Genomic DNA, 25,520 nt, shown 5'->3' on the forward strand with positions numbered 1-25,520 from the left:
AACGCAGCCACACGGGGGCACCGCATATATGTTGTGCCGGCGGAGGTATCCGCGACGCGGACGATCCGTCGAAAGTCTGCCAACCTCGCGCCCGGCGACCGGCGGCCCGCCACCTGGCGAATCGCCCGTCGTCTACAGCGACGAAGTCCCGACGACGGCCGCCGGCCGATCCGCGTCGCCGAACTGGGCGAGCGGATCGACGAGGTCGCCCTGCTCGGTCAGCACTCCCTGAGCCAGTCGGGTCGCACGGGGCGGTACCGGCGGCTCCAGGTCAGCTACTACGCGCAGACCGGACAGCACATCGTCGGGTCGCACGGTCGGGGTTACCTGCCGCACGACAAGGTCGAGTATCGCACACGGTATGTCGGTGACCTCGGAAGGTACGTCACCGGGAGGGGAATCCGACAGAAGTTCAAGATCGGAGCAGGCGAGTTTCACCACCGCAACCCGCGTGTCGAAGGTCCGGCGGCCCTGCTTGGTGAGGCGCTCGACGAGCACCTCGGGCGCGTCGAGGAACGCGCGCACGGCGACGGCGGCCTCGTGCGCCGCCACGCCGGGCAGCTCGATGCGCCAGGTGGAGGCGTCGATCCGGTCGGCGAGGCTGCCCCCGCCGGTGAGCGGCGACTCGACCGCCTCGAGCACGTCGAGGCCGGGCGAGAGCGCCGCGTCGAGGGCGACCCGCAGCTGCGCCGGGTCGACCACGGCCCGCAGGCCGATCTCCAGGTACTCCGCCTCGCTGGCCACCCCGGTCGGCGCGGCGCTGGCGTAGGAGACCTTCGGGTGCGGGGTGAAGCCCTGCGAGTAGGCGATCGGGACGTTGGCCCGCAGCAGCGCCCGCTCGAACGCGCGGGCGAAGTCGCGGTGCGACGTGAAGCGAAGTGGGCCGCGCTTGGCGTACCGCAGCCGGATCCGCTGAACGACGGGCTCCTGGTTGCTCTCGGGCTGGCGCTTAGGCATGGGGCACCCGCAGCCCGGCCACCGGGGTGAGCGGCAGCAGCTTGCGGCCGGTCGGGCCGATCTGGATCTCGGTGTCCTGGCTGGGGCAGACGCCGCAGTCGAAGCACGGCGTCCAGCGGCAGTCGTCCTGCTCGTAGCCGGTCAGGGCGTCCTGCCAGTCCTGCCAGAGCCAGTCCTTGTCCAGCCCGGAGTCCAGGTGGTCCCAGGGCAGGACCTCGTTCTGCTCGCGCTCGCGGGTGGTGAACCACGCCAGGTCCACCCCGAACTCGGGCAGCACCTCGGCCGCCGCGTCGGTCCAGCGCTGGAACGAGAAATGCTCCGACCAGCCGTCGAAGCGCCCGCCGTTCTCCCAGACGCGGCGGATCACCGCGCCGACGCGCCGGTCGCCGCGGCTGAGCAGGGCCTCGACCTGCGAAGGCTCGCCGTCGTGGTAGCGGTACCCGATCGCCTTGCCCAGCGACCGGTCGGAGTTGATCGCGTCCTTGAGGGCCTTGAGCCGCCGGTCGATGACCTCCGGCTCGGTCATGCTCGCCCACTGGAACGGGGTGTGCGGCTTGGGCACGAACCCGCCGATCGACACCGTGCAGCGGATGTCCCGCGACCCGGTGGCCTCCCGGCCGGCCCTGATCACCTCGTGCGCGAGCTTGGCGATCTGCAGCACGTCCTCGTCGGTCTCGGTGGGCAGGCCGCACATGAAGTACAGCTTCACCTGCCGCCAGCCGTTGGTGTACGCCGTGACGACCGTGCGGATCAGGTCCTCCTCGGTGACCATCTTGTTGATCACCTGGCGGATCCGCTCGGAGCCGCCCTCGGGCGCGAAGGTGAGGCCCGTGCGCCGCCCGTTGCGGGAGAGCTCCTGGGCGAGCGTCACGTTGAACGCGTCGACCCGCGTCGAGGGCAGCGACAGCGAGACGTTGGTCCCCTCGTACTGCTGCGCGAGGCCGGAGCACATGTCGCCGATCTCGGAGTGGTCGGCCGAGGAGAGCGACAGCAGCCCCACCTCGTGGAAGCCGGAGAACTCCAGGCCCTCCTTGACCATCTGCCCCACGGTGGTGATGCTGCGCTCGCGGACCGGCCGCGTGATCATCCCGGCCTGGCAGAAGCGGCATCCCCGAGTACACCCGCGGAAGATCTCCACCGCGTAGCGCTCGTGCACCGTCTCGGCCAGCGGCACCAGCGGCCGCTTGGGGTAGGGCCAGGCGTCGAGGTCCATGGTTGTGCGCTTGTGCACCCGGAAGGGCACGTCGGCGCGGTTGGGCACGATCCGCTGGATGCGCCCGTCGGGCAGGTAGTCGACGTCGTAGAAGCGCGGCACGTACACCGACTCGGTCCGCGCGAGGCGCAGCAGCAGCTCGTCGCGGCCGCCGGGCTCGCCCTCGGCCTTCCACTTGCGCACGATCGCGGTGATCTCGAGGACCGCCTCCTCGCCGTCGCCGAGCACGGCGGCGTCGATGAAGTCGGCGATCGGCTCCGGGTTGAAGGCCGCGTGGCCGCCGGCGACCACGATCGGGTGCCGCTCGTCCCGCTCGCGCGCGTCGAGCGGGATGCCGGCCAGGTCGAGCATGTTGAGCAGGTTGGTGTAGCCCAGCTCGGTGGCGAACGACACGCCGAACAGGTCGAACGCGCCGACCGGCCGGTGTGCGTCCACGGTGAACTGCGGCACGCCCTCGGCGCGCATGAGCTGCTCGAGGTCGGGCCACACGGCATAGGTGCGCTCGGCGAGCACGTCGGGCTGCTCGTTGAGCACCTCGTAGAGGATCTGCACGCCCTGGTTGGGCAGCCCGACCTCGTAGGCGTCGGGGTAGGACAGTGCCCAGCGCACGGTGACGGCGTCCCAGTCCTTGACGACCGCGCCGAGCTCACCGCCGACGTATTGGATCGGTTTGCTGATCCGGGGCAGCAGTCGCTCGAGTTGGGCGAAGACGCTCGTCACACTCACGGAATACCAGGGTACCTACACCTCGCGCTTCCGACGATGCGGCGCCCTGCCCCGGGGTTGCACCGGGGGCGGAGTGGCCGGGTGCGGGGCGGGGATGCGCAGCGTGACGGGCTCGCCCTCGCGCACGGTGACCTCCTCGCCGTGGTGGCGCAGCGTGACCTCGCCGCCGTCGACGGCGTAGGTCGCGTGGCCGTGCTCGACGGTGACGCGCAGCACCTCGCCGCGGATGGTGACCGCGAAGCACAGCCGGTCGAGCTGGCCGGGCAGGCGCGGCATGAACGCCAGCTCGCCGCCGTAGTCGCGCATGCCGCCGAAGCCGGCCACGATCGCCAGCCACGTGCCGGCCAGCGACGCCATGTGCAGCCCGTCGCCGACGTTGTGCTGCAGGTCGTAGAGGTCGACGAAGGCGGCCTCGCCCAGGTAGTCGTAGGCGAGCTCGGGGTGGCCGACCTCGGCGGCCATCACCGCCTGCGTGCACGCCGACAGCGAGGAGTCACGGACCGTGCGCTCGTCGTAGTAGTGGAAGTTGCGGGCCTTCTCCTCCGGGGTGAACGCGTCGCCCCGCAGGTGCATGGCCAGCACCAGGTCGGCCTGCTTGACCACCTGGCGGCGGTACAGGTCGAAGTACGGGTAGTGCATCAGCAGCGGATAGTGCTCCGGCGGCGTGTTCGCGAAGTCCCACTCCTGGTGCAGGGTGAAGTTGACGGACTGCTGGTGCACGCCCAGCTCCCGGTCGTAGGGCAGGTGGATCCGCGCGGCCGCGTCGAGCCACGAGGAGATCTCCTCGTCGTCGACGCCGAAGCGGCGGGCCTGCTCCGGATGCCGCTCGGCGGCCTCGGCGGCCGAGCGCAGGTTCAGCTGCGCCATCAGGTTGGTGTAGATGTTGTCGTCGGCGATCGCGCTGTACTCGTCCGGGCCGGTCACCCCGTCGATGTGGAACACGCCGTGCCGGTCGTGGTGCCCGAGCGAGCGCCACAGCCGGGCGGTCTCGACCAGCAGCTCCAGCCCGAAGTCGATCTCGAACTGGGTGTCGCCGGTGGCCTGCACGTACCGCGCCACGGCGGCGGCGATGTCGGCGTTGACGTGGAACCCGGCGGTGCCGGCCGGCCAGTACGCCGAGCACTCCTGCCCGCGCACGGTGCGCCAGGGGAACGTGGCGCCCTTGAGGCCGAGCGTGCGGGCCCGGTCGCGGGCGAGGTCGAGCGTGTCGTGCCGCCAGCGCAGCCCGTCGCGGGCGACCTGGGGATGGGTGTACGTCAGGACGGGCAGCACGAAGCTCTCCGTGTCCCAGAAGACGTGCCCGTCGTAGCCGCGCCCGGTGAGGCCCTTGGCCGCGATCGGCCGCGCCTCGGCCCGCGCGCCGGCCTGCATGAGGTGGAACAGCGCGAAGCGGACCGCCTGCTGGATCTCGGCGTCGCCGTCGACCTCGACGTCGGCCTGCGCCCAGAACTGGTCGAGGTAGGTGCGCTGCGACTTGACCAGCCCGTCCCAGCCGCCGAGCCGGGCGCCGGCGATCGCGCCGTGCACCTGGTCGCGGATCGCCTGCCGGGAGCGCTGGCTGGACCAGCCGTAGGCGAGGTACTTCACGATCCGCAGCCGCTGCCCGGGCTGCAGCTCGCAGGCGAACGTGGTGCGGGCCCAGTCCTCGGTGGCCTCGGTCTCCGAGCGCACCGGCACGGGCGCGGAGACCTCGTGGTCCATCTCGGCGCCGAGGCGCAGGCAGCTGGCGTTGGTGCGGTGCAGCAGCTGGGCGTTGAGGTCGTGGGCGTAGTGCCCCTCGGCGATCAGCGCGTGCCCGAGCGCGGCGGCGACCCGCGGGTCCTTGCTCGGCGTCGGCACGTCCTCGTTGGCGACCAGTTCGGACTGCACGATCACGCGGGCCGGCTCCTCGACCGGCTCGACCTCGTACAGGATCGCGGCGACCGAGCGCTGCTCGAGCGAGACCAGCCGGGTCGTGCGCACCTTGATGCGCTGCCGGGCCGGGGAGGTCCACTCGACGTCGCGCTGCAGGGTGCCGGCGCGCAGGTCGAGGACCCGCTCGTGCGCGTGCAGGGTGCCGTAGCGCACGTCGAACGGCTCGTCGTCGACCAGCAGCCGGAACACCTTGCCGTTGGTGACGTTGAGGGTCGACTGGCCCTCCTCCGGGAAGCCGTACCCGGCCTCGGCGTAGGGCAGCGGGCGCTCCTCGTAGAACGAGTTCAGGTAGGTGCCGGGCAGCCCGTAGGGCTCGCCCTCGTCCAGGTTGCCCCGCAGCCCGATGTGCCCGTTGGCCAGGGCGAACAGCGACTCGGTCTGCGCCATCGTGTCGAGGTCGAGCCGCGGCTCGCGAATTGCCCACGGCTCTACAGGAAAGACGCTCACGAGCCCTCCTCGAGGAGCTTCTCCACATCCGGTACCACCACGTCGGCGCCGTTTCGCCGCAGGTCCGCGGCGTGCTCGCCGCCGAGGCGGTCGATGCCCACGACGAAGAACCCGCCGGCCCGCCCGGCGGCGACCCCGGCCAGCGCGTCCTCGAACACGGCGGCGCTCGCGGGCTCGACGCCCAGCTCGCGGGCCGCCTCGAGGAAGGTGTCCGGCGCCGGCTTGCCCCGCAGCCCGCGTTCGCGGATCGTGACGCCGTCGACCCGGACCTCGAGCAGCTCGGCCAGCCCGGTCGAGGTGATCACCTGCAGCGTGTTGGCGCTGGAGCTCACCACCGCCCGCCGCAGCCCCGCCGCCCTGGCCGCCCGCAGGTACCGCACCGAGGACGGATAGGGCTCGAGCCCGCCCTCCTTGAGCAGCTTGAGCAGCAGCTGGTTCTTGCGGTTGCCCAGGCCGTAGACGGTCAGCGCGTCCGGCGAGTCGTCGGGCGTGCCGTCGGGCAGCGAGATGTCGCGCGAGGCCAGGAAGTCGCGGACGCCCGCCTCGCGCGGCTTGCCGTCCACGTAGTCGTTGTAGTCACGGACCGGGTCGAACTCCCGCTGGCCCCTGGCCGTGAGGAACTCGTTGAACATCGCGGTCCAGGCCTTGTTGTGGATGACCGCCGTCGGGGTCAGCACACCGTCGAGATCGAACAGGCACGCGCTCACGTGATCCGGTAGACCCAGCACCTTTTGGACGTTAGCCCCGAACTGCGAACTCTGCGCGGCGTGCGCGCACTCGTTAGCCTTCGAGTTGTGACACAACCGGCGGACGAGTCGCCGACCGAGCGGCAGCCGGCCTCACCCACGTGGGTCGGTTCCGCATCCGTACCACCCGGCGGTTCACGCCGGCGCCGTCAGTGGGAGGACACCCTCGACCTGCCGGCGGCTCCTCCCGAGCCGCCACCACCGCCCCCGAAGGTCCAGTACGTGCCGGTGACGCCGCCCGGATATCGCCCCGGCCCCATCCCCCCGCCGTGGCAGTTCCAGCGCCGCCGGCGGCGGAAATGGCCGTGGGTGCTCCTGGTGATGTTCCTGCTGTGCGCGGGCTGCTGCGGCACCTCGTACGCCTGGGCGCGCCAGTGGTGGGTCCAGTACCCGGCCTCGGTCAACCTCGAGGCGCCCGTGCCCGGCCTGACCCGGGTCAACGACGCCTCGGCGAACCAGACGGCCGCTTCGCTGCAGACCGCGCTGACCTCGGACCACCTCGACGAGCAGGGCTTCACCGCGGTCTACCGGGACGAGGACCGCCACAGCGTCCTGCTCTTCGGGGCCACCCGGTTCATCACCCACCCCTCGCGCGATCTCGAGGCGAGCCTGCGCAAGCTGGGCACCAAGATCCAGGTGCAGAACGTGCGGAAGGTCGACGCCGGGGTGCTCGGCGGCGAGCAGCGCTGCGCCGCCGGCCGCGCCTCCAGCACCATCTGCGGCTGGTCGGACCACGGCATGATCGCGATCGCGGTGTTCCCGGACACCCGCCTCGACGAGGCCTCGACCAAGATGCAGAACCTGCGGGCGTCGATCACGGTCCGGGACTGAGCGAAGTAGTGCGGGGAGACCGGGTGCTGGGAACACCCGATCTCCCCGCACTGTGTTGGTGGAGGAAAGCTCTCTTCGGTTACGTCTTACGGAAGCGTCGCCAGGTGCGGGTCGACCGTCTTGGCGAAGCCGTTGCCGTTCTTGACGTCCCAGTTGATCGACCAGGTCATCGCGCCGCGGATGCCGGGGTAGGTGTGCGGCGGCTTGAAGGTGCCGCAGTTCGTGCCGACGGCCAGGCAGTCCAGCGCCTGGTTGACCAGCGACGGTGAGACGACGCCGCCGCCGGCCGCGCCGGGACCGGCCGGCAGGCCGAGGGCCACCTGGTCGGGGCGCAGCCCGTTCTCCAGCTGGATGCAGGCCAGCGCGGTCATGAAGTTGACCGTGCCCTGCGAGTACGCCTGCATCTGGTCGCAGCCGAGCATGCTGCCGCTGTTGTAGTACTGCGTGTAGACGACCGTCAGGATGTCCTTGATGTTCAGCGCGAGGGCGAAGTAGCTGCCGCCCGTCGACTGCATGTCGATCGTCTGCGGCGCCATCGTGATGATGAGGTTGGCGCCGGCCTTGGTCCGCAGGGAGCGCAGGGCCTGGGCCATGTACGTCGGGTTGAGCCCGTTCTCGAGGTCGATGTCGATGCCGTCGAAGCCGTACGCCTGCATCAGCGAGTAGGCGCTGTTGGCGAAGTTCGTCGCGGCGGTGGAGTCGCCGACGCTGACCCGGCCCGCCTCGCCGCCGACGGAGAGGATGACCTTCTTGCCGCGCGAGTGCAGGGTGGCGATGTCGGCCTTGAAGTCGGCGTCGGAGTAGCCGCCCAGCGCGGAGGACAGCCCGGAGTCGACCGCGAAGGCCAGCCCGCCCGGCTGGGAGGTGGCCTCGGCGAACGCCACGTCGATGAGGTCGTACTCGGCCGGCACGTCGCGAAGCCGCAGCGGCGTGGCCGGGTTGACGAAGTCCTGCCAGTACCCGGTCAGGAAGTGCTTCGGCAGCGGCCCGGGCGGCGTCGAGGGCGAGGTCGACGGCGAAGTTGACGGGGACTTCGACGGCGAGGCGGACGGCGAGGCCGAGCGGGACGGCGAGATCGACGGCGACGGGGACTTCGTCGTCGGCTCGATCGTCGTCGGGGTGCCGCCGGGGCCGTTGAGCGAGAAGTCGTCGGCGGTGTACGCCGGCTGGCCGTACCAGCCGTGCACGTAGACGACCGCCGAGGTCTGGCTCGCGCCGGTGGTGAACGCAACGCTGAGCTGCGAGTACCCGCCGTTGGTGCCCGGCGTCCAGGTGCTCGCGTCGACGCCGCCGGTGACGCCGATGAAGACGTACGAGCCGTTGACGTACCCCGACAGGGTGTACTTCGTGTTCGGTTGCACGGAGACCGTCTGCGAGCACTGTGCGGTCGTGCCGCCGGGCGTGCCCGCGAGCTTGTAGGTGCCGGTGTGCGCGGCGCCGGACGTGACCGACGCCGACTCGCAGGTCCAGCCGGACGCGGAGCCGGTCTCGAAGCCCGGGTTGCTGAGCAGCTCGGCGGCGGACGCGGGCATGGCGAGCACGACCCCGGTGAGGGTCAGTGCCACCGCGCCGGCCCCCGCGAGCAGGGTGACGTGACGTCTACGCATGAAGGGCGCTCCTGGTGGGGGTGACGTCGATGGGCGTCGACGTGTCGTCCACGTTCCACGCGCAGGAAATTAATGTCAAGGTTTCTTTACTATTTCTTATGGCGCCGCCGAAACCCGCTTCCGGCGGCGCGCTATCCTCAGTGGTACAGGCGTCGACCCGGCCATCACCGGCGAGCCTCCGGAAGAACGGCCGGCTTTCCCTTCCGGGAGAGCTGGCCCAGTAGAACCGGACGGGTACCGGCCCGTGACAGCCGGCCAACGAGCGGCCGCCGAGCGCACCCATTCGGCGGCAAGCGGGGTGGTACCGCGGATCGGGCAACCGTTTCGTCCCCGCGTGGAGTCGAGACAACCCGACCACGCGAGGAGAGCGACCACCGATGGCCTACCCGATGCACCGCACGGGCACCGGCGTCCCGGCTAGCCCCAACCTCCCCGAAGTCGAGCGCGAGGTCCTGGACTACTGGTCCGAGGACGGCACGTTCACGGCCTCGGTCGAGCAGCGCCCCGCCGGCGACAACGGGTCGAACGAGTTCGTGTTCTACGACGGTCCCCCGTTCGCCAACGGGCTGCCGCACTACGGCCATCTGCTGACGGGCTACGCGAAGGACGTCGTGCCGCGGTACAAGACCATGCAGGGCTTCCGCGTCGAGCGCCGCTTCGGCTGGGACTGCCACGGCATGCCCGCCGAGGTCGAGGCGGAGAAGCAGCTGGGCATCACCACGAAGGCCGAGATCCTCCAGCTCGGCGTCGACAAGTTCAACGCGGCCACCAAGGAGTCGGTGCTGCGCTACACCGCCGACTGGGAGCGGTACGTCACGCGCCAGGCCCGCTGGGTCGACTTCACCAACGACTACAAGACGCTCGACCTGGACTACATGGAAAGCGTCATGTGGGCCTTCAAGACCCTGCACGACAAGGGCCTGGTCTACGAGGGCTTCCGGGTGCTCGCGTACTGCTGGCGCTGCGAGACCCCGCTGGCCAACACCGAGCTGCGCATGGACGACGACGTCTACCGCGACCGGCAGGACCCCGCGCTGACCGTGGCGTTCACGCTGGAGACCGGCGAGAAGATCCTGGTCTGGACGACGACGCCGTGGACCCTGCCCTCCAACCTGGCCATCGCGGTCGGGCCGGAGATCGAGTACGCGGTCTTCGAGGAGGCCGGGCAGCGCTACGTCCTCGCCGACTCGCGCGTCGGCGCCTACGAGAAGGAGCTGGCCAACGCGACCCGCGTGGGCACGCTGAGCGGCGCCGAGCTCGTCGGCCGGCGGTACACGCCCCTGTTCGACTTCCTCGCCGACACCCCGAACGCCTTCCAGGTCATCGGGGCCGACTTCGTCACCACCGAGGACGGCACCGGCGTCGTGCACATGGCGCCGGCCTTCGGCGAGGACGACCAGAACGCGTGCGCGTCCGTCGACATCCCGACCGTGGTGACCGTCGACGAGCACACCCGGTTCACGTCGCTCGTGCCGGCGTACCAGGGGCTGCAGGTCTTCGAGGCCAACAAGCCGGTCATCCGCGACCTCAAGGCCGCGGGCGTGGTCGTGCGCCACGACTCGTACACGCACTCCTACCCGCACTGCTGGCGCTGCGACACCCCGCTGGTCTACAAGGCGGTGTCGTCGTGGTTCGTGCAGGTGACGGCCGTGCGCGACCGGATGGTGGAGCTCAACCAGCAGATCACCTGGACGCCGGAGCACATCAAGGACGGCTCGTTCGGCAAGTGGCTGTCCAACGCCCGCGACTGGTCGATCAGCCGGAACCGGTTCTGGGGTTCGCCGATCCCGGTGTGGAAGTCCGACGATCCGCAGTATCCGCGCCTCGACGTGTACGGCTCGCTGGACGAGCTCGAGCGCGACTTCGGGGTGCGCCCGACGGACCTGCACCGGCCCGAGATCGACAACCTGACCCGGCCCAACCCGGACGACCCGACCGGGCAGTCCGTCATGCGCCGGGTGCCGGAGGTGCTGGACTGCTGGTTCGAGTCCGGCTCGATGCCGTTCGCGCAGGTGCACTACCCGTTCGAGAACGCCGACTGGTTCGAGAACCACTACCCGGGCGACTTCATCGTGGAGTACATCGGGCAGACCCGCGGCTGGTTCTACACCATGCACGTGCTGGCCACGGCGCTGTTCGACCGCCCGGCGTTCAACACCTGCGTCAGCCACGGCATCCTGCTGGGCGAGGACGGGCGCAAGATGTCCAAGAGCCTGCGCAACTACCCGGACGTGTACCGGGTGTTCGACGAGTACGGCTCCGACGCCATGCGCTGGTTCCTGGTCGCCTCGCCCGTGCTGCGCGGCGGGGACATGCCGGTCACCGAGGTCGGCATCCGCGACGCGGTGCGGCAGGTCCTGCTGCCGCTGTGGAACGTGTGGTACTTCTTCTCGCTCTACGCCAACGCCGACGGCTACAGCGCGCGGCGGCGGACCGACAGCGCCGACCTGCTCGACCGGTACGTGCTGGCGAAGACGGGCGAGCTGGTGGCCCTCGTCGAGCGGCAGATGGACGCCTACGACCTGTCCGGCGCGTGCGCGAGCGTGCGCTCCTACCTCGACGCGCTCACCAACTGGTACGTCCGCCGCTCGCGGGACCGCTTCTGGTCCGGCGACCACGACGCGTTCGACACGCTCTACACGGTGCTGTCGACGCTGACGCAGGTCGTCGCGCCGCTCGCGCCGCTGACCGCGGAGGAGATCTTCCGCGGGCTGACGGGCGAGCGTTCGGTACACCTGACGGACTGGCCGTCGGCGGCGCAGTTCCCGGCCGACCACGAGCTCGTGGCGAACATGGACGCCGTGCGCGACGTGTGCTCGGCGGCGCTGTCGCTGCGCAAGGCCCGCGGCCTGCGGGTGCGCCTGCCGCTGCAGACGCTGACGGTGGCCACGCCGCAGGCGGAGGCGCTGCGCCCATTCGCAGCGCTGATCGCCGACGAGGTCAACGTCAAGGCCGTCGAGTTCACCGACGACGTGGCGGCGCACTGCACGCGCGTGCTGACGTTGGTACCGCGGGTGCTCGGCCCGCGCCTCGGCAAGCAGGTCCAGCAGGTGATCAAGGCGGTCAAGGCCGGCGACTGGGGCTCGACCGCGAACGGCGTCGTGGCCGGCGGGGTCGAACTGCAGGAGGGCGAGTACGACCTCAAGCTCGTCGCCGCGGACCCGACGCAGTCCGCGCCGCTGCCCGGCGGCGAGGGCGTGGTCGTGCTCGACAGCACGGTGACGCCGGAGCTGGCGGCCGAGGGCCTGGCCCGCGACCTGGTCCGGGTCGTGCAGCAGGCGCGCCGCGACGCCGACCTCAACGTGTCGGACCGCATCGTCGTCGTGGTCGACGGCCCGGCCTCGGTCGCCGGGGCGCTCGCCGTCCACTCGGCGTTCGTGGCCGGCGAGACCCTGGCCAACTCGATCGAGCTGGGCACCCTCGTGGAGGGCTTCGCGGGCGAGGTCGGCGACGGCGAGGCCGTGAAGGTGACCGTGACGCCCGTCTAGCGCCGCCGGTCGTACTCCCCTTGGGGCATGACGACCACCATCGTGAGGACCGCCTCCGCCGTTCCCGGGTTCCGGTAGCGGTGGGGGCGGTCCGCGGTGAAGTCGATGGTCTCGCCGGTCCTGACCGCATAGTTCGTGACGTCAATGGTGACTTCCAGCTCGCCCTCGCGGACGTGAATGATCTCCCGGGTGCGCGGGGTGTGATCGCCCGAGTCGTGATCCTCGCCCGGCGCCATCCGCCATTCCCACACCTCGACGAAGGCCGGGTCGTTCACCCCGCGCAGCAGCCGACCGGTGCCGCCGTCCGGCCCGCGCCACAGCACGGCCGGCTCGTCCGCCCCGACGATCTTCACGACCGGCTCCGGCTCGGTCTCCAGCAGCCGGCCGATGCTCACACCGAACGACTCGGCGACCCGGCACAGCGTGCCGATGCTCGGGTTGGTGCGGGCGCCCTCGATCTGCACGAGCATGCCTTTGCTGACGCCCGAGCGGCTGGCCAGCTCGTCGAGCGACCAGCGCCGGCCCTGCCGCAGGCTCTTCACCTGCCGCGCGATCGCGGCCTGCGCGTCCCGCTCCCGGTCGGTCAACATATTTTCCTTCACGGTCATTATTATGATACGACTATGGCATGTTCGCCGTTGCCGACGATGTACTCGACCTGTGCCGCTCCGTGGGCCACGAGGCTACCGTGTTCGCGGTCCTCGCCGACGGGCTGCGCAACGGCCCCGGCGACCCGGACCTGCTGCGCGACGCCGTCGCCGCGGCCGGCGACCTGACCGCGCCGCACCCGCACCTGGAGGCCTGGCGGGACGTCTACCGCGCATTCGGCGCCAAGCCGCAGCGCACCCCGTGCTCCGCCGAGGCCCTGCGCAAGCGCGCCGCCCGCGGCGACGTGCCCTCGGTGAACCGGCTCGTCGATGCGTACAACGCCGTGAGCATCCGCTTCGCCGTGCCCATCGGCGGCGAGGACCGCGCCGCCTTGGCCGGCACCGAGCGGCTGATCCGCGCCGCCGGCGACGAGCCCTTCGACACCGTCAAGGACGGCGCACCGGTCGTCGAGTCGCCCGAGCCCGGCGAGGTCGTCTGGCGCGACGACGTCGCCGTGACCTGCCGCCGCTGGAACTGGCGCCAGGGCCGGCGCACCGCGCTCACCGAGGCGACGACCTCGGCCGTCTTCCTGCTCGAGGGCCTCGACATCGACCTGCGCCCGGCCGCGGAGATGCTCGCCGGCCTGCTCGACGCCGACACGATCCGAATCGATCGCCTCGCATGAAGGGCATCGACCCCGGATATGTCCGCCACTTCGTGACGGACATATCCGACATTTCGGTTATGCGAACTTTCAGGGGAGTTTCGTGATCGGCATCGTCCTCGCGGCGCTGTCCGGCCTGGTCTGGGGCGTTGGCGACTTCTCCGGCGGCAAGGCCAGCCAGCGCGCCGACTCCATCGTCGTCGTGGTGCTCTCCAAGGCCGCGAGCCTCCCGCTGCTCGCGCTGTACCTGCTGATGGTGCCCGGCACGCTGACAGTGCGGGGGCTGGGCTGGGGCGCGACCGCCGGCGTCTTCGGCGTGCTCGGCATGATCGTCTTCTACCGCGCCCTGTCCGGCGGCGCGATGGCGGTCGTCGCCCCGATCAGCGCCGTGACCACCGCCCTGCTGCCCGTCGCGTTCGGCCTGGCCACCGGCGAGCGCCCCGGCGGCCTCGCGCTGACCGGCGCCGCGTGCGCGATCGCCGCGATCGGCCTGGTGAGCGCGGCCGGCGGCAGCGGCGCCCCGGTCACCGCCCGGCTCGTCGGGCTCGCCCTGCTCTCCGGCGCCGCCTTCGGCCTGTTCTTCATCTGCCTGTCGCGTGCGGGGGACCACGCCGGCCTGTGGCCGATCGCCGGCGCCCAGGTCGCCGCGGTCGCCCTCGGCGCACCGCTGCTCCTGCGCCGCCTGCGCGCGGGCGCACGCCCAGCCGTGCCGGAGGGCGCGTCCCGGCGCTGGCTGCTGGCGGCCGGGCTGCTGGACATGAGCGCCAACGCGCTCTACGTGCTGGCGGTTGCCCGCGGCGAGCTCTCCATCATCGCGCCGATCGCCGCGCTGTATCCGGTCTCGACGGTGCTGCTGGCGATGGCCGTCGACCGCGAACGCCTGCGGCCCGTGCAGCTGGCCGGCCTCGGCCTCGCCGCGACCGCGCTGGTCCTCGTCGCGTCGTGACCGCACTGGTCCTCGTCGCGCCGCGACCGCGCTGGTCCTCGTCGCGTCGTGACCGCGCTGATTCATCGTCGCCTCGTGACCGCGCTGGTCCTCGTCGCCTCGTGACCGCATTGGTCCTCGTCGCCTCGTGACGCCGAGCTCGCGGGTGGTGTTGCCCACCTTGTGACCTCTCCGGCTGCCGCGGCGCTGCAGGGCCGGTAGGGTGTGCGGCAGCGTCGAGTTGAGCCTGGTGGAGGGCATTTGTCCGCGCTCTATGCCGTCGGCAAGATGACCGTGGCACCCCTGGTCCGACTTTTCTGGCACCCGAAGATCATCGGTCTGGACAATGTCCCGAAGACCGGCCCCGCGATCCTTGCGAGCAACCACCAGTCCGTCCTGGACTCGGTGATGATGGGCGCCATCGCGCCGCGCAACGTCTACTTCCTCGCCAAGGACCAGTACTTCCTCGGCCCCGGCGTCAAGGGCGCGGCGCTGCGCAACATCATGTATGGCCTGAACCAGATCCCGGTGGACCGCTCCGGCGGCCGGGCCAGCCTGATGGCGCTCGACGCCGCGCTGCCGGTGCTGCGCGACGGCCACGTGCTGGGCATCTTCCCCGAGGGCACCCGCTCCACCGACGGCCGCCTCTACCGCGGCCGCCCCGGCGTGGCCAAGCTCGCCCTGGACGCCCCCGCCCCGATCATCCCCGTCGGCCTGATGGGCTTCGACCAGGTCATGCCGGTCGGCGCGTCGCTGCCGAAGCTGGGCCCGAAGGTCGAGGTCCGCATCGGCGAGCCGCTCGACCTGAGCCAGTGGCAGGGCGGCGGCGAGGTCGACAGCCGCGCACTGCGCGAGGTCACGCTCAAGCTCATGAACGCGATCCAGCAGCTCACCGGCCAGGAGTACGTCGGCCGCTACGCCCCGAAGCGCCCCGACCAGCTCCCCACCGACTCGGCAGACTGACCGCCCGGCCTTCGGCAGATCGAAAGTGCCGGGGTCGGAAAACGCCGCCGTCCCGAACCGCGGGGGACGGCGGCGTGCGTAGTGAGCGGCGAGCTAGAGGGCGAACTCCGGGAACCAGAGGCCGATCTCGCGCTTCGCGCTGTCCGGCGAGTCGGAGGCGTGCACCAGGTTTTCCCGGTTCGACAGGGAGAGGTCGCCGCGGATGCTGCCCGGGGCGGCCTTCCGGCCGTCCGTGGCGCCGATCAGGGTGCGTACCACCGTGATGGCCTCGTCGCCGGAGACCACCAGCGACACGAGCGGGCCGCCGATCATGAAGTCACGCAGCGCCGGGTAGTAGGGGCGCTCGACGTGCTCGGCGTAGTGCTGGTCGGCCAGCGCCACGTCCATCGTGCGCAGGGTCATCGCCTCCACGGTCAGGCCCTTGCGCTCGAGCCGGCCGATGATCTCGCCCGTCAGGCCGCGGCGAACCGCGTCGGGCTTGATGAGTACGAGCGTGCGCTCCGACACGTAACTCCTCCAAGAAGTCCCAGGTACTGGCATCGAGCCTACCGAGCGTCACGACGCGCGGCCCATGTGGGTGCCGCCGGCTTCCGTTTCTGCGAAGATCGGGCATAGCCTGGTGTCAGTCGTCTGGGGAGGTCGACTTGCCGTCCAGCAACCGCGCGTCATCGTCCGACAGCCGGAATCTGGTCATTGTCCTGCTGATACTCATCGGCGGATTCCTGGCTTTCTGCGGATGGGGGGCGGGCGAGCCGCTCATGGTCGCGCTCGGCGTGGTCGTCGCCGCGGCCGGCCCCGTCATGATCATGGTCCTGAACTCGCGGAACAAGGTCCGGGTGTACGTCCAGGGCGCCGCCCTCGTCGAGGACGTCACGCCCCGGCCGACGCAGGAAGGACGGTCCGCGCGCGGAAGGCTCAAGGTGACCATCACGGCGCCGGGCATCCGCGGGATCACGGTCAGCGGCATCGACCCGGCGATCCCGCTGGAGAAGTGGCCCGAGGCGGGCGCGACGCTGCCGGTGCAGGTCCTCAAGGGCACGCCGCGCAAGTTCAACGTGCTGTGGGATCGAGTGCAGACCCACCAGGAGGTCGTCCTCGCCGAGCAGCGCGGCCCGCTCGGCGGCGAGGGCGGCGGCCTGGGCGACGACTACAGCTACACCCTCGACGGCGACGACTACGGCCGCCCGTCCGACGACGCCTACGGCGACCTGCTCCCGCCCGACAACACCCCGACGCTTTCGAACCTGCCGCCGATCGACGCCGGCATCGACGAGCCGGTCGGCGCCACGTCCGGCGGCGGCGCCCGCACCGCCACCGCGGTCGCGCCCACGCACACCAAGGCCGCGCCGATCGCGCAGGCGACGCCGTCCGCAACGGCCACGCCGTCCGCAACGGCCACGCCATCCACGACGGCGACACCGTCAACGACGGCCACGCCGTCCGCAACGGCCACCCCGTCCACGACAGCCACCCCGTCCGCAACTGCGACGCCGTCCGCAGCGGCCGCGACGGCGACCAAGGCCCCCGTGGAGGAGGACGACGAGGAGGCCGCGCCCGGCGAGCAGATCCCCGACGCCGCCCGGCGCCCGGCCCGCCCCGGCCGCCCGCGCCACGCGGCCGCCGAGCCCGCGCACTTCAGCGCCGAGCCGCTCGGCGCCGGCTCGGGCGCCACCTTCGCCACCTCCGGGGCGCCCGCCGAAGAGGCCGAGGCCCCGCTCGCGGCCGAACCGGCCGAGACCCCGCCTGCGGCCGAACCGGCCGAACCGGCCGGGCTGGGCAGCGGTGCCGGCCAGACGATCATCGGCGACGAGGACGAGCCGATCATCATGCGGCTGCGCTCCAGCGCGAAGCCGAGCCCGCACCGCCGCCCCAGCCCGTACCCGCGCACCGGCACACACGACCGGGTCCGCCGCAACCGCCCCGCCCGCCCGCAACCCGACGCCGAGCCGGAGCCCACGTTCGAGCCGGAGCCCACGTTCGAACCAGAGCCCACGTTCGGACCGGGGCCCACGTTCGGACCAGAGCCCACGTTCGAGCCGGAGTCCGCGGCCGAGCCGGAGTCCGCGGCCGGACCGGAATCCGTTGTCGCGCCGGAGTTCACGGTCGGGCCCGGACCCATGGTCGGGCCGGGGCCCACGGTCGGGCCGCAGCCGGAGCCGCTGACGCATGTGACCGAGGCCGACTCGGTGACCGAGACGCCGCCGGAGGAGTACACGATCCCCGAGGCCGGCGCCGCGCTCATCGCGCCGCCCGCCCCGCCGGAGCCCGAGGTCGAGTGGTGGACGACGGATCGCGAGACGGAGCAGCCGCCGCTGCGCGCCGAGCGGGAACCGACGATCATCGAGGGCGAGCTCGCCGACGAGCCGGCCGCCGCGACGCCCGAACCGGAAGACGACGAGCCGGCCGCCGCAACGCCCGTACCGGAAGAGGACGAGGACGAGCACCCGTCGACCGGCTCGGCGTGGTCGGGGAACGGGCGTGGGCCGGTGCCCGTCGGCGTGGGCCTCTACAGCGCGCCGCCGATCCTGCGTCCGGCCCCGCCGACGGGCGACGACGATGACGAGGCCGTGACGCCGGATCCGTACGCGACCGAGCACTACCTGCCGCCGGAGGACCAGCTCGAAGAGCAGCCGCTGAGCGACGGCGCCGTGGCGCACTTCCTGGGGACCGCGCCCCGGCGCCAGACGATGCCGCTGGACGGGGTCAACGGCGTGAGCATCACGCTCATCGTGTCCGACCTGCAGCGCTCGCGCCGCTTCTACCGCGACACGCTCGGCCTCACCGAGCTCGACAGCGGCGAGACGAGCGCGGTGCTGGAGACCGGCACGGCCCGGGTCGTGCTGCGCCGGGTCGCCGACATGCCGCCGGTCGACCGCCGCGTGGTGCACCTCAACCTCGACGTCCCCGACGTCTACGAGGCCTACGAGCGCCTCCGCGAGCAGGGCGTCGACTTCGTGCACCGGCCCCGGACGGTACCGCAGGGCGAGCAGCTCGAGCTGTGCTCGGCGACGTTCCGCGACCCCGACGGCCACGCGATCGCCCTGACCCGCTGGGAACTACGGCGCTAGGTAGCGCCGCAACGTCTCCTCAACCTGCGCGCGCATCAGCGCGCGCAGGTCCGGCGGGTCGAGCACCTCGACGTCCGGGCCGAACCGGCCGAGGTCGATCCGCGCGTGCTCGAACGTCTCGATCGGCAGGACCACCCGCGTCCACCCGTCCAGCTCCGGGTCGGGCGCGCCGCTCTCCCGGCGCGCCCGCTCCGCAACGGGGCCGAGCATCCACCACAGCGAGGCGGCGCGCGGCGAGAGGCGTACCGTCGCGAAACCGCCGCTGTAGAGCGTCTGCTGCAGCCGGTCGGACCACTCCAGCCAGTACCGCCGCAGATCGAAGTCGCCGGGGCGCTCGAACGTCTCGTCGAGCACGGTGAGCTCCTCGACGCGGGAGATCCGGTAGCCGTTGACCCGCGATCGGCCCCGCGCGACCAAGTACCACGCGGTGCCCTTGAGCACCAGGCCGAGCGGATCGACCGTGCGCTCGACGAGGGTCCGGTCCCATTTGCGGTACCGCATCCAAATCCGTCGCTGCTCCCACAGCGCGCCCGCCACGGCATCGAGGTGCGGCGGCGCCTCCGGGTCCCGGAACCACCCGGGCGCGTCGACGTGGACGCGCTCCTGGATGCGCCCGGCCATCGAGCGCTGTTCGGCGGGCAGCGCGGCCAGCAGCTTGAGGCGCGCCGCCTCCAGCGTCGGGCCGAGCCCGAGGTCGCCCGCGGTGGCGCCGCTGCCGTTGAGGAAGAGCGCGGCGGCCTCGTCGGTGGTGAGCCCGGTGAGGCTGGTGCGGTACCCGTCGAGGAGCGCGAACCCGCCGGTCGGGCCGCGGTCGGCGTAGACGGGCACGCCGGAGGCGGACAGGGCCTCGATGTCGCGGTACACCGTGCGCACCGAGACCTCGAGCTCGTCGGCGATCTGCTGCGCGGTGAGCCGGCCCCGGGTCTGCAACAGCAGCAACGTCGACAGGAGCCGGCTCGCGCGCATCAGTCGGGCTTGTTCGCGTAGACCGAGCGCCGTACGTACAACACGTAGACCCAGGCCGGCCCGAACACGACGCCGAGCGCCAGCAGCGACCAGTGCAGGAACCCGCCGGCGAGCAGCACGACCTGCACGAGCAGCGCGGCGATCCACGCCCACGAGTGCTTCAGCAGCCCGCACAGCGCGAAGCACACGACGGCGAGAACGCCGCACACCCACATCGCGGCCGCGTTGTCGCCGTGGCCGAGCTTCGCCAGCGGCAGCAGCGCCAGCAGCAGCACGAGGCCCTCGACGACCAGCCCGCCGGCGCCCATGCCGCGCACGGCGCCCGCAGGGTTCTTCAGTCCGGCCGGCGCGCTCATCGCTTCAGCAGCCCGCGGGCGTCGGCGACGGTCACGACCGAGCCGGTGATGAGGATGCCGACGGTGCCGGGCACGGCATTGTCGGACTCGGCGAGCGTCACGGCCGCGTCGATGGCGTCAGGCAGGTTTGGTACCACATGAACCCGGTCGCCCCCGAACAGCTCCTCGGCGAGCAGGCCGAGCTGCGCGGCCGACATGGCCCGCGGCGAGCTGTTGCGGGTCACCACGATGCTCTCGGTGATCGGCTCCAGCAGCTCGAGCATGCCCTCGACGTCCTTGTCGGCCAGCGCGGCGACGACGGCGACGAGCCCGCTGAACGCGAACTCCTCGTTGAGCGCCCGCACCGTGGCCGCCATGCCGTGCGCGTTGTGCGCGGCGTCGAGCAGGATCGGCGGCGAGTTGCGGATGCGCTCGAGCCGGCCGGGCGAGGTGGCGCCGGCGAAGCCCTCGCGGACCGCCTCCGGGCTGAGCGCCCGCTCCGCACCCGCGCCCAGGAACGCCTCGACGGCGGCGAGCGCGATGGCCGCGTTCTGCGCCTGGTGCTCGCCGTGCAGGGGCAGGAAGATCCCCTCGTACACACCGGAGAGCCCCTGCAGCGTCAGCACCTGCCCGCCGACGGCGAGGTCGCGGTGCACGACGCCGAACTCGCGCCCCTCCCGGGCCACGGTCGCGCCGACCTCGGCGCAGCGCTCCAGGATCGGGCGCATCGCCTCATCGGGCTGCAGCGCGCAGATCAGCGTCGAGCCCTTGTGCACGATGCCGGCCTTGGCCCACGCGATCTCCTCGATCGTGTCGCCCAGCCACTCGGTGTGGTCCAGGCCGATCGGCGTGATGACCGTGGTCTGCGCCTGCAGCACGTTGGTCGAGTCGTCCGCGCCGCCGAGGCCGACCTCGACCACGGCCACGTCGACGGGCGCATCCGCGAAGGCGGCGAAGGCCATCGCGGTGGTCATGTCGAAGTACGTCAGCGGGGCGTCGTTGCGCGCGTCGAGATACTCGGCCAGCGGCGCCACCTCCTCGTACACCTCGACGAACTTCTCCTCGCTGATCGGCTCGCCCTCGATGCTGATCCGCTCGGTGATGCTCTGCAGGTGCGGGCTGGTGTATCGCCCGGTGCGCAGCCCGTGCGCCCGCAGCAGCCCGTCGATCATCCGCGCCGTGGACGTCTTGCCGTTGGTGCCGGTGAGGTGGATCGCCGGGTAGGCCCGCTGGGGGCTGCCGAGCGAGTCGAGCAGCCCCTCGATGCGCGCCAGGTCGAACACCATGCGGGTGAACCCGCGGGCGTTCAGCTCCTGGTCGACCTCGGAAAACGACCTGGTCACTGCAGCGCGTCCAGCTGGGCGGCGATGCGGGTCAGGTCCGCCTCGGCGGCCTCGAGCCGCTGGCGGATCTTCGCCACCACCGCCTCGGGAGCCTTGTCGGTGAAGGCCGGGTTGCCGAGCTTGGCCCGGCACTGCTCGGCCTCCTTCTCCGCCGCGGCCTTGTCCTTGGTCAGCCGCGCCCGCTCGGCGCCGACGTCGATCGCGCCGCGGGTGTCCAGCGCCACGGTGACCCCGACGCCGACGGCCAGCGTCGCCGTCGCCGCGAAGTCGCCTCCGGCGGCGTCGAGCCGGACCAGCGAGCGGATCAGCGACTCGTGCGCCGCCAGCCCGGCGCCCTCGAGCCCGTCGAGGCGCGCGACGACCCGCTGGGCCGGCTTGACGCCCTGGTCGGCGCGGAACCGGCGGACCTCGGTGACGACCCGCTGGAGGTTCTCCACCTCGCCCTCGGCCGGGTCGTCGACGAGCTCCTTGTCCGCGGTCGGCCACTCGGCCCGCACGACGGTCGGCGCGCCGGTGAGCGTCGTCCACAGCTCCTCGGTCACGAACGGCATGATCGGGTGCAGCAGCCGCTGCAGGCTCTCCAGCACGTGGCCGAGCACCCGCCGGGTGCGCGCCTTGGCCTCCTCGTCGTCGCCGGTGAGCACCGGCTTGGTGAGCTCGAGGTACCAGTCGCAGACGTCGTCCCACGCGAAGTGGTACAGCGTGTCGCACACCTTCGCCAGCTCGAACGCCTCGAACTGCTGGTCCACCTCGCCGATGACGTGCTGCAGGCGGGACAGGATCCAGCGGTCGACGGTGCTCAGCCCCTCGGTGGCCAGGTCGCCCTCGACCGTGGCGCCGTTGGACAGCCCGTAGCGCGTCGCGTTCCACAGCTTGTTGGCGAAGTTGCGCGCGCCCTGGACCCACTCCTCGCTGACCGGCACGTCCGCGCCCGGGTTCGCCCCGCGCAGCAGCGTGAAGCGGGTCGCGTCGGCGCCGAAGCGCTCGATCCAGTCCAGCGGGTCCACGACGTTGCCGAAGGACTTCGACATCTTCTTGCCGTACTGGTCACGGACCATGCCGTGGAGCATGACCACGTCAAAGGGCTGGCGGCCGTCCATCGCGTACAGGCCGAACATCATCATCCGGGCAACCCAGAAGAACAGGATGTCGTACCCCGTGACGAGCACGCTCGTCGGATAGAACTTGGCGAGATCAGGCGTCTCGTCGGGCCAGCCGAGCGTCGAGAACGGCCACAGCGCCGAGCTGAACCAGGTGTCCAGCACGTCGGCGTCCTGCACCCAGCCCTCGCCGGCCGGCACCTCGTCGTCCGGGCCGACGCACACGACCTCGCCGTTCGGCCCGTACCACACCGGGATCCGGTGGCCCCACCACAGCTGCCGCGAGATGCACCAGTCGTGCATGTTGTCGACCCAGCCGAAGTACCGCTTCGTGAGCTCCGGCGGCTCGACCCGCACCCGCCCGTCGCGCACCGCGTCGCCGGCCGCCTTGGCCAGCGGCTCGGTCCGCACGAACCACTGCAGCGACAGCCGCGGCTCGACGGTGGTGTTGCACCGCTGGCAGTGCCCGACGGCGTGCATATACGGCCGCTTCTCGGCCACGATGCGCCCCTCGGCGCGCAGCGCGCCGACGACCGCCGGCCGGGCCTCGAAGCGGTCCAGGCCCAGGAACGGCCCGTGCACGGTGATGACGCCGTGGTCGTCCATGATCGTCAGGCTCGGCAGGTCGTGGCGCTGGCCGATCTCGAAGTCGTTGGGGTCGTGCGCCGGGGTCACCTTGACCGCGCCGGTGCCGAACGCCGGGTCGACGTGCGCGTCGGCGACGATCGGGATGCGCCGCCCGGTGAGCGGCAGTTCGACCTCGGTGCCGACCAGGTGCTTGTACCGCTCGTCGTCGGGGTGCACCGCCACCGCGGTGTCGCCCAGCATCGTCTCGGCCCGGGTCGTGGCGACCACGATCGCGTTGTCGCCGTCGCCGTAGCGGATCGAGACCAGCTCGCCGTCGTCGTCGGAGTGCTCGACCTCGATGTCGCTCAGCGCCGTCAGGCAGCGCGGGCACCAGTTGATGATGCGCTCGGCCCGGTAGATGAGCCCGTCGTCGAAGAGCCGCTTGAAGATCGTGAGCACGGCGCGGGACAGCCCGTCGTCCATGGTGAACCGCTCGCGGCTCCAGTCGACGGAGTCGCCGAGCCGGGTCATCTGCCCGAGGATCTTGCCGCCGGACTCGGCCTTCCACTGCCAGACGCGCTCGACGAACGCCTCGCGGCCGAGGTCGTGCCGCGACACCCCGTCGGTGGCCAGCTGCCGCTCGACCACGTTCTGCGTGGCGATGCCGGCGTGGTCCATGCCCGGGAGCCAGAGCGTCTCGTACCCCTGCATCCGCTTGCGGCGGGTCAGCGCGTCCTGCACCGAGTGGTCCAGGGCATGCCCGATGTGCAGCGACCCGGTGACGTTCGGCGGCGGCAATACGATCGAGAACGGCGGCTTGTCGCTGCTCGCGTCCGCCTTGAACAGGCCGTCGGCTACCCATTGCTCGTACCGCCGCTGCTCGACATCGGCGGGGGCATACTGAGCCGGGAGCGCCGTTGTTGCCTGCGCCGCGCGTGGAGTATCCGTCACAGGCAAAGTCTAGAACTGTCGCACAGGGGGTCTACGCTCGCCATTGCCCCTTCACTCAGGAGACTGATCGACGGTGACCTACCCGCCGCACAACCCGGATGACGAGCCGCGCTCCGAGCCGTTCCAGCCGGTGTCGTACGACCTGGCTCCGGAGTTCGGCACGCCCCCACCGCCTTCGGCGCAGCCCGGCAATCCCGCCCAATCCGGTTACGGCGCCCAGCCCGGCAGTCCCGCCCAGTCCGGTCATGGCACCCAGCCGGGCTATCCGGCCCAGCCCGGTCACGGCACCCAGCCGGGCTTTCCGGCCCAGTCCGGTTATCGGGCGCAGCCCGCGCCGGCCTATCCGGTGTCCGCGCAGCCGCACGCCTATCAGCCGGTGTCCGCGCCGCCGCCCGCCTTCACGCCGGCCGCGCCCCTGCCGCCCCCCGCTCCCCCCAAGAAGGGGAAGGGCCTCAAGATCACCCTGAGCGTGATCGGCGGCGTGTTCCTGGTCTGCGCCATCGCCACCACGGTCTTCCTCTACCCGTATATCAAGGAGACCGCCCACGTCAGCGCGCCGGCGACCCTGCCCGGCGGCCTCAAGAAGTCCGACACCGACGCCGCCGGCCAGCTCGAGGACACGCTCGAGACGGCGCTGCGCGACGGCACGGAGGACCTCAACGAGGTGGCCACGGGCGTCTACACGACCGACGACGACGTCGAGAAGGTCGTCGTGCTCGCCGCCGCGACCGGCACGTTCCTCTCGCCCGGCTCGGAGGCCGACAGCGCGTTCACCGGCTTCAGCACCGGCGGCTCGGGCCAGCGTGACGTCGGCACCGCCCGCGTGTACGACGCGGGTTCGCTCGGCGGCACCGTGAAGTGCGCCGACGGCGAGGCCGGCTCGGACTCCGACAAGACGACGTTCGCGATGTGCGTCTGGGCCGACCACGGCAGCATCGGCCTGGTCCTGTTCTTCTCTCGCACCGCCGACGAGTCCGCACCCCTCTTCGTGCAGATCCGCGAGGCGGTCGTCAAGCGCTAGCCCCCGCCTCGCCGGGAACGACCCCGCCCACCGGCGCCTGCGCAGCGAACATGAAGGTTTCGCTGCTACAGTGCGCCGGTGGTCGACCCCGACGGCGGTCCCGCCGGCCTGTACTACGAGGATGAGCCCCACGAGGCCCCTGCGGCGGGCTCCGGCATCCCCCTCAAGCGCTTCGCGCTGATCGCAGCGGCCGCCGCCGGCCTGGCGGTCGTGGTCTCCGGCGTCATCTACGGCCCGACGATGGTGCGTGTGCTCGGCCAGAGCGACACCACCGTCGACTCCCCCGCGAAGGTCGGCAACTTCACGCTGGACACCAGCGATGCCGCCAAGGACGCCGCCGAGTACATCCGCGACGCCATCGCCACCAAGGTCAGCCTCGACCAGAGCCGCGGCCTGATCTACCACGACGGCAAGACCGACGCGATCCTCGTGGCCGGCACCGCCCGCATCTGGAAGCCCGACGACAGCCTGAAGTCCGCTTTCGACGTGGTGAGCGACGACAAGGGTGGCGTCCGCGACGTGCACGACGTCGACGCCGGCTCCCTGGGCGGCACCATGCGCTGCGGCGTCACCAAGGTCGACGACGCCGACCTGTCCGTCTGCGGCTGGTCCGACAACGGCTCTCTAGGCGTCGCCCTGTTCTCCGAGCGCTCGGTCGCGGATTCCGCCAAGGCCATGCTGGAGCTCCGCACAGCGGTAGAACACCGCAACTGACCCGCTTCGCAGCATTATGTTTCCGCGATCATGCTCTTTCGCGCCCGTCGCGGGCCCGTTTTCCATGATCGCGGAAACATAATGTACAAGGGGGTACGTCTTGTTTCCGCGTTGCTGCGAAACCGGCCGGCTCCGCAGCGGAATTCGCATGATCGCGGAAACAAAACGTCGCCGGCGCCCTCACGGAGCACGACCCGGACTCGACGAGTGTGTCCCCGGAAATGCGTCAGGGCCCCACCGGATGGTGGGGCCCTGAGCGAAAATTTGTCCGGCGGCGTCCTACTCTCCCACACTCTCTCGGGTGCAGTACCATCGGCGCTGGAGGGCTTAGCTTCCGGGTTCGGAATGGGACCGGGCGTTTCCCCTCCGCTATGGCCGCCGTAACA

General features: G+C 71.4%; 19 protein-coding genes and 1 rRNA gene. 8 read left to right on the top strand and 12 right to left on the bottom strand.

Annotated features, from left to right (window positions below):
• Positions 1-132: 132 nt before the first annotated feature.
• Genes ABD901_RS41425 through ABD901_RS41440 form a run of 4 tightly spaced genes read right to left on the bottom strand, consistent with a single transcriptional unit; the run spans position 133 to position 5,985 of the window.
• A complete protein-coding gene (locus ABD901_RS41425; RefSeq protein WP_345136133.1) occupies positions 133-957 on the bottom strand; it encodes a TIGR03936 family radical SAM-associated protein in 825 nt (274 codons plus the stop codon).
• On the bottom strand, positions 950-2,896 hold the full coding sequence (locus tag ABD901_RS41430; protein WP_345136135.1) for a TIGR03960 family B12-binding radical SAM protein: 1,947 nt from the start codon (positions 2,894-2,896) through the stop codon (positions 950-952). Before ABD901_RS41430 ends, ABD901_RS41425 begins: the two co-directional genes overlap by 8 nt.
• Positions 2,897-2,911: 15 nt before the next feature.
• Entirely contained in the window at positions 2,912-5,257 is a 2,346-nt protein-coding gene (locus ABD901_RS41435; protein WP_345136137.1) for a glycoside hydrolase family 65 protein, read from the bottom strand.
• Positions 5,254-5,985 carry a beta-phosphoglucomutase family hydrolase gene (locus ABD901_RS41440; protein ID WP_345136139.1) on the bottom strand — a complete coding sequence of 244 codons (732 nt, stop codon included), beginning with the start codon at positions 5,983-5,985 and terminating at the stop codon, positions 5,254-5,256. The genes ABD901_RS41435 and ABD901_RS41440 overlap by 4 nt, the downstream gene beginning before the upstream one ends.
• A 66-nt stretch (positions 5,986-6,051) precedes the next feature.
• On the opposite strand from ABD901_RS41440, the gene ABD901_RS41445 reads away from it, so the two are divergent.
• A complete protein-coding gene (locus tag ABD901_RS41445; RefSeq protein WP_345136141.1) occupies positions 6,052-6,834 on the top strand; it encodes a hypothetical protein in 783 nt (260 codons plus the stop codon).
• A gap of 86 nt (positions 6,835-6,920) precedes the next feature.
• On the opposite strand, the gene ABD901_RS41450 is transcribed toward ABD901_RS41445, so the two are convergent.
• The gene (locus ABD901_RS41450; RefSeq protein ID WP_345136143.1) at positions 6,921-8,441 is read right to left on the bottom strand and encodes a chitinase; all 1,521 of its coding nucleotides are present in this window, start codon (positions 8,439-8,441) and stop codon (positions 6,921-6,923) included.
• 377 nt (positions 8,442-8,818) lie between these two features.
• On the opposite strand from ABD901_RS41450, the gene ileS reads away from it, so the two are divergent.
• Complete coding sequence (gene ileS / locus ABD901_RS41455) at positions 8,819-11,929, top strand: isoleucine--tRNA ligase (RefSeq protein ID WP_345136145.1); 3,111 nt, start codon at positions 8,819-8,821, stop codon at positions 11,927-11,929.
• Here ileS and ABD901_RS41460 read toward each other — a convergent pair.
• The gene (locus tag ABD901_RS41460) at positions 11,926-12,531 is read right to left on the bottom strand and encodes a helix-turn-helix domain-containing protein (RefSeq protein WP_345136147.1); all 606 of its coding nucleotides are present in this window, start codon (positions 12,529-12,531) and stop codon (positions 11,926-11,928) included. The genes ileS and ABD901_RS41460 overlap by 4 nt on opposite strands.
• Before the next feature lie 26 nt (positions 12,532-12,557).
• On the opposite strand from ABD901_RS41460, the gene ABD901_RS41465 reads away from it, so the two are divergent.
• The 3 genes from ABD901_RS41465 (at position 12,558) to ABD901_RS41475 (ending at position 15,069) form a co-directional block, all read left to right on the top strand.
• The gene (locus ABD901_RS41465; RefSeq protein WP_345136148.1) at positions 12,558-13,202 is read left to right on the top strand and encodes a B3/B4 domain-containing protein; all 645 of its coding nucleotides are present in this window, start codon (positions 12,558-12,560) and stop codon (positions 13,200-13,202) included.
• A gap of 82 nt (positions 13,203-13,284) precedes the next feature.
• Positions 13,285-14,127 carry an EamA family transporter gene (locus ABD901_RS41470; protein WP_345136149.1) on the top strand — a complete coding sequence of 281 codons (843 nt, stop codon included), beginning with the start codon at positions 13,285-13,287 and terminating at the stop codon, positions 14,125-14,127.
• Positions 14,128-14,394: 267 nt separating this feature from the next.
• Positions 14,395-15,069: a lysophospholipid acyltransferase family protein gene (locus ABD901_RS41475; protein WP_345136150.1), complete on the top strand. Its 675-nt coding sequence runs from the start codon at positions 14,395-14,397 to the stop codon at positions 15,067-15,069.
• Between the two features lie 93 nt (positions 15,070-15,162).
• Here the strand turns inward: ABD901_RS41475 and ndk are convergent, their stop codons facing one another.
• Complete coding sequence (gene ndk, locus ABD901_RS41480) at positions 15,163-15,609, bottom strand: nucleoside-diphosphate kinase (RefSeq protein WP_380138076.1); 447 nt, start codon at positions 15,607-15,609, stop codon at positions 15,163-15,165.
• Positions 15,610-15,713: 104 nt separating this feature from the next.
• Here ndk and ABD901_RS41485 point away from each other — a divergent pair, with 104 nt between their 5' ends.
• Positions 15,714-18,137, top strand: coding sequence for a VOC family protein (locus tag ABD901_RS41485; protein WP_345136153.1), 2,424 nt, complete (start codon positions 15,714-15,716; stop codon positions 18,135-18,137).
• Here ABD901_RS41485 and ABD901_RS41490 read toward each other — a convergent pair.
• The 4 genes from ABD901_RS41490 to ABD901_RS41505 are packed head-to-tail and all read right to left on the bottom strand — an operon-like array spanning position 18,126 to position 23,399.
• Positions 18,126-19,103, bottom strand: a complete 978-nt coding sequence (locus ABD901_RS41490) for a helix-turn-helix transcriptional regulator (RefSeq protein ID WP_345136155.1) — start codon at positions 19,101-19,103, stop codon at positions 18,126-18,128. The two genes, ABD901_RS41485 and ABD901_RS41490, sit on opposite strands and share 12 nt — an antisense overlap.
• Complete coding sequence (locus ABD901_RS41495) at positions 19,103-19,459, bottom strand: DUF4233 domain-containing protein (RefSeq protein ID WP_345136157.1); 357 nt, start codon at positions 19,457-19,459, stop codon at positions 19,103-19,105. The genes ABD901_RS41490 and ABD901_RS41495 overlap by 1 nt, the downstream gene beginning before the upstream one ends.
• Positions 19,456-20,724, bottom strand: coding sequence for a bifunctional folylpolyglutamate synthase/dihydrofolate synthase (locus ABD901_RS41500; protein WP_345136170.1), 1,269 nt, complete (start codon positions 20,722-20,724; stop codon positions 19,456-19,458). Before ABD901_RS41500 ends, ABD901_RS41495 begins: the two co-directional genes overlap by 4 nt.
• Before the next feature lie 53 nt (positions 20,725-20,777).
• A complete protein-coding gene (locus tag ABD901_RS41505; RefSeq protein WP_345136159.1) occupies positions 20,778-23,399 on the bottom strand; it encodes a valine--tRNA ligase in 2,622 nt (873 codons plus the stop codon).
• A gap of 73 nt (positions 23,400-23,472) precedes the next feature.
• Here ABD901_RS41505 and ABD901_RS41510 point away from each other — a divergent pair, with 73 nt between their 5' ends.
• A complete protein-coding gene (locus ABD901_RS41510; protein WP_345136161.1) occupies positions 23,473-24,420 on the top strand; it encodes a hypothetical protein in 948 nt (315 codons plus the stop codon).
• 78 nt (positions 24,421-24,498) lie between these two features.
• Positions 24,499-25,134, top strand: coding sequence for a hypothetical protein (locus ABD901_RS41515; protein ID WP_345136163.1), 636 nt, complete (start codon positions 24,499-24,501; stop codon positions 25,132-25,134).
• A gap of 266 nt (positions 25,135-25,400) precedes the next feature.
• On the opposite strand, the gene rrf is transcribed toward ABD901_RS41515, so the two are convergent.
• Positions 25,401-25,517: ribosomal RNA gene (rrf, locus tag ABD901_RS41520) — 5S ribosomal RNA — on the bottom strand.
• Positions 25,518-25,520: the final 3 nt, after the last annotated feature.

The sequence above is a fragment of the Dactylosporangium darangshiense genome, assembly GCF_039537565.1.
GTDB classification, from domain to species: Bacteria; Actinomycetota; Actinomycetes; order Mycobacteriales; family Micromonosporaceae; genus Dactylosporangium; species Dactylosporangium darangshiense.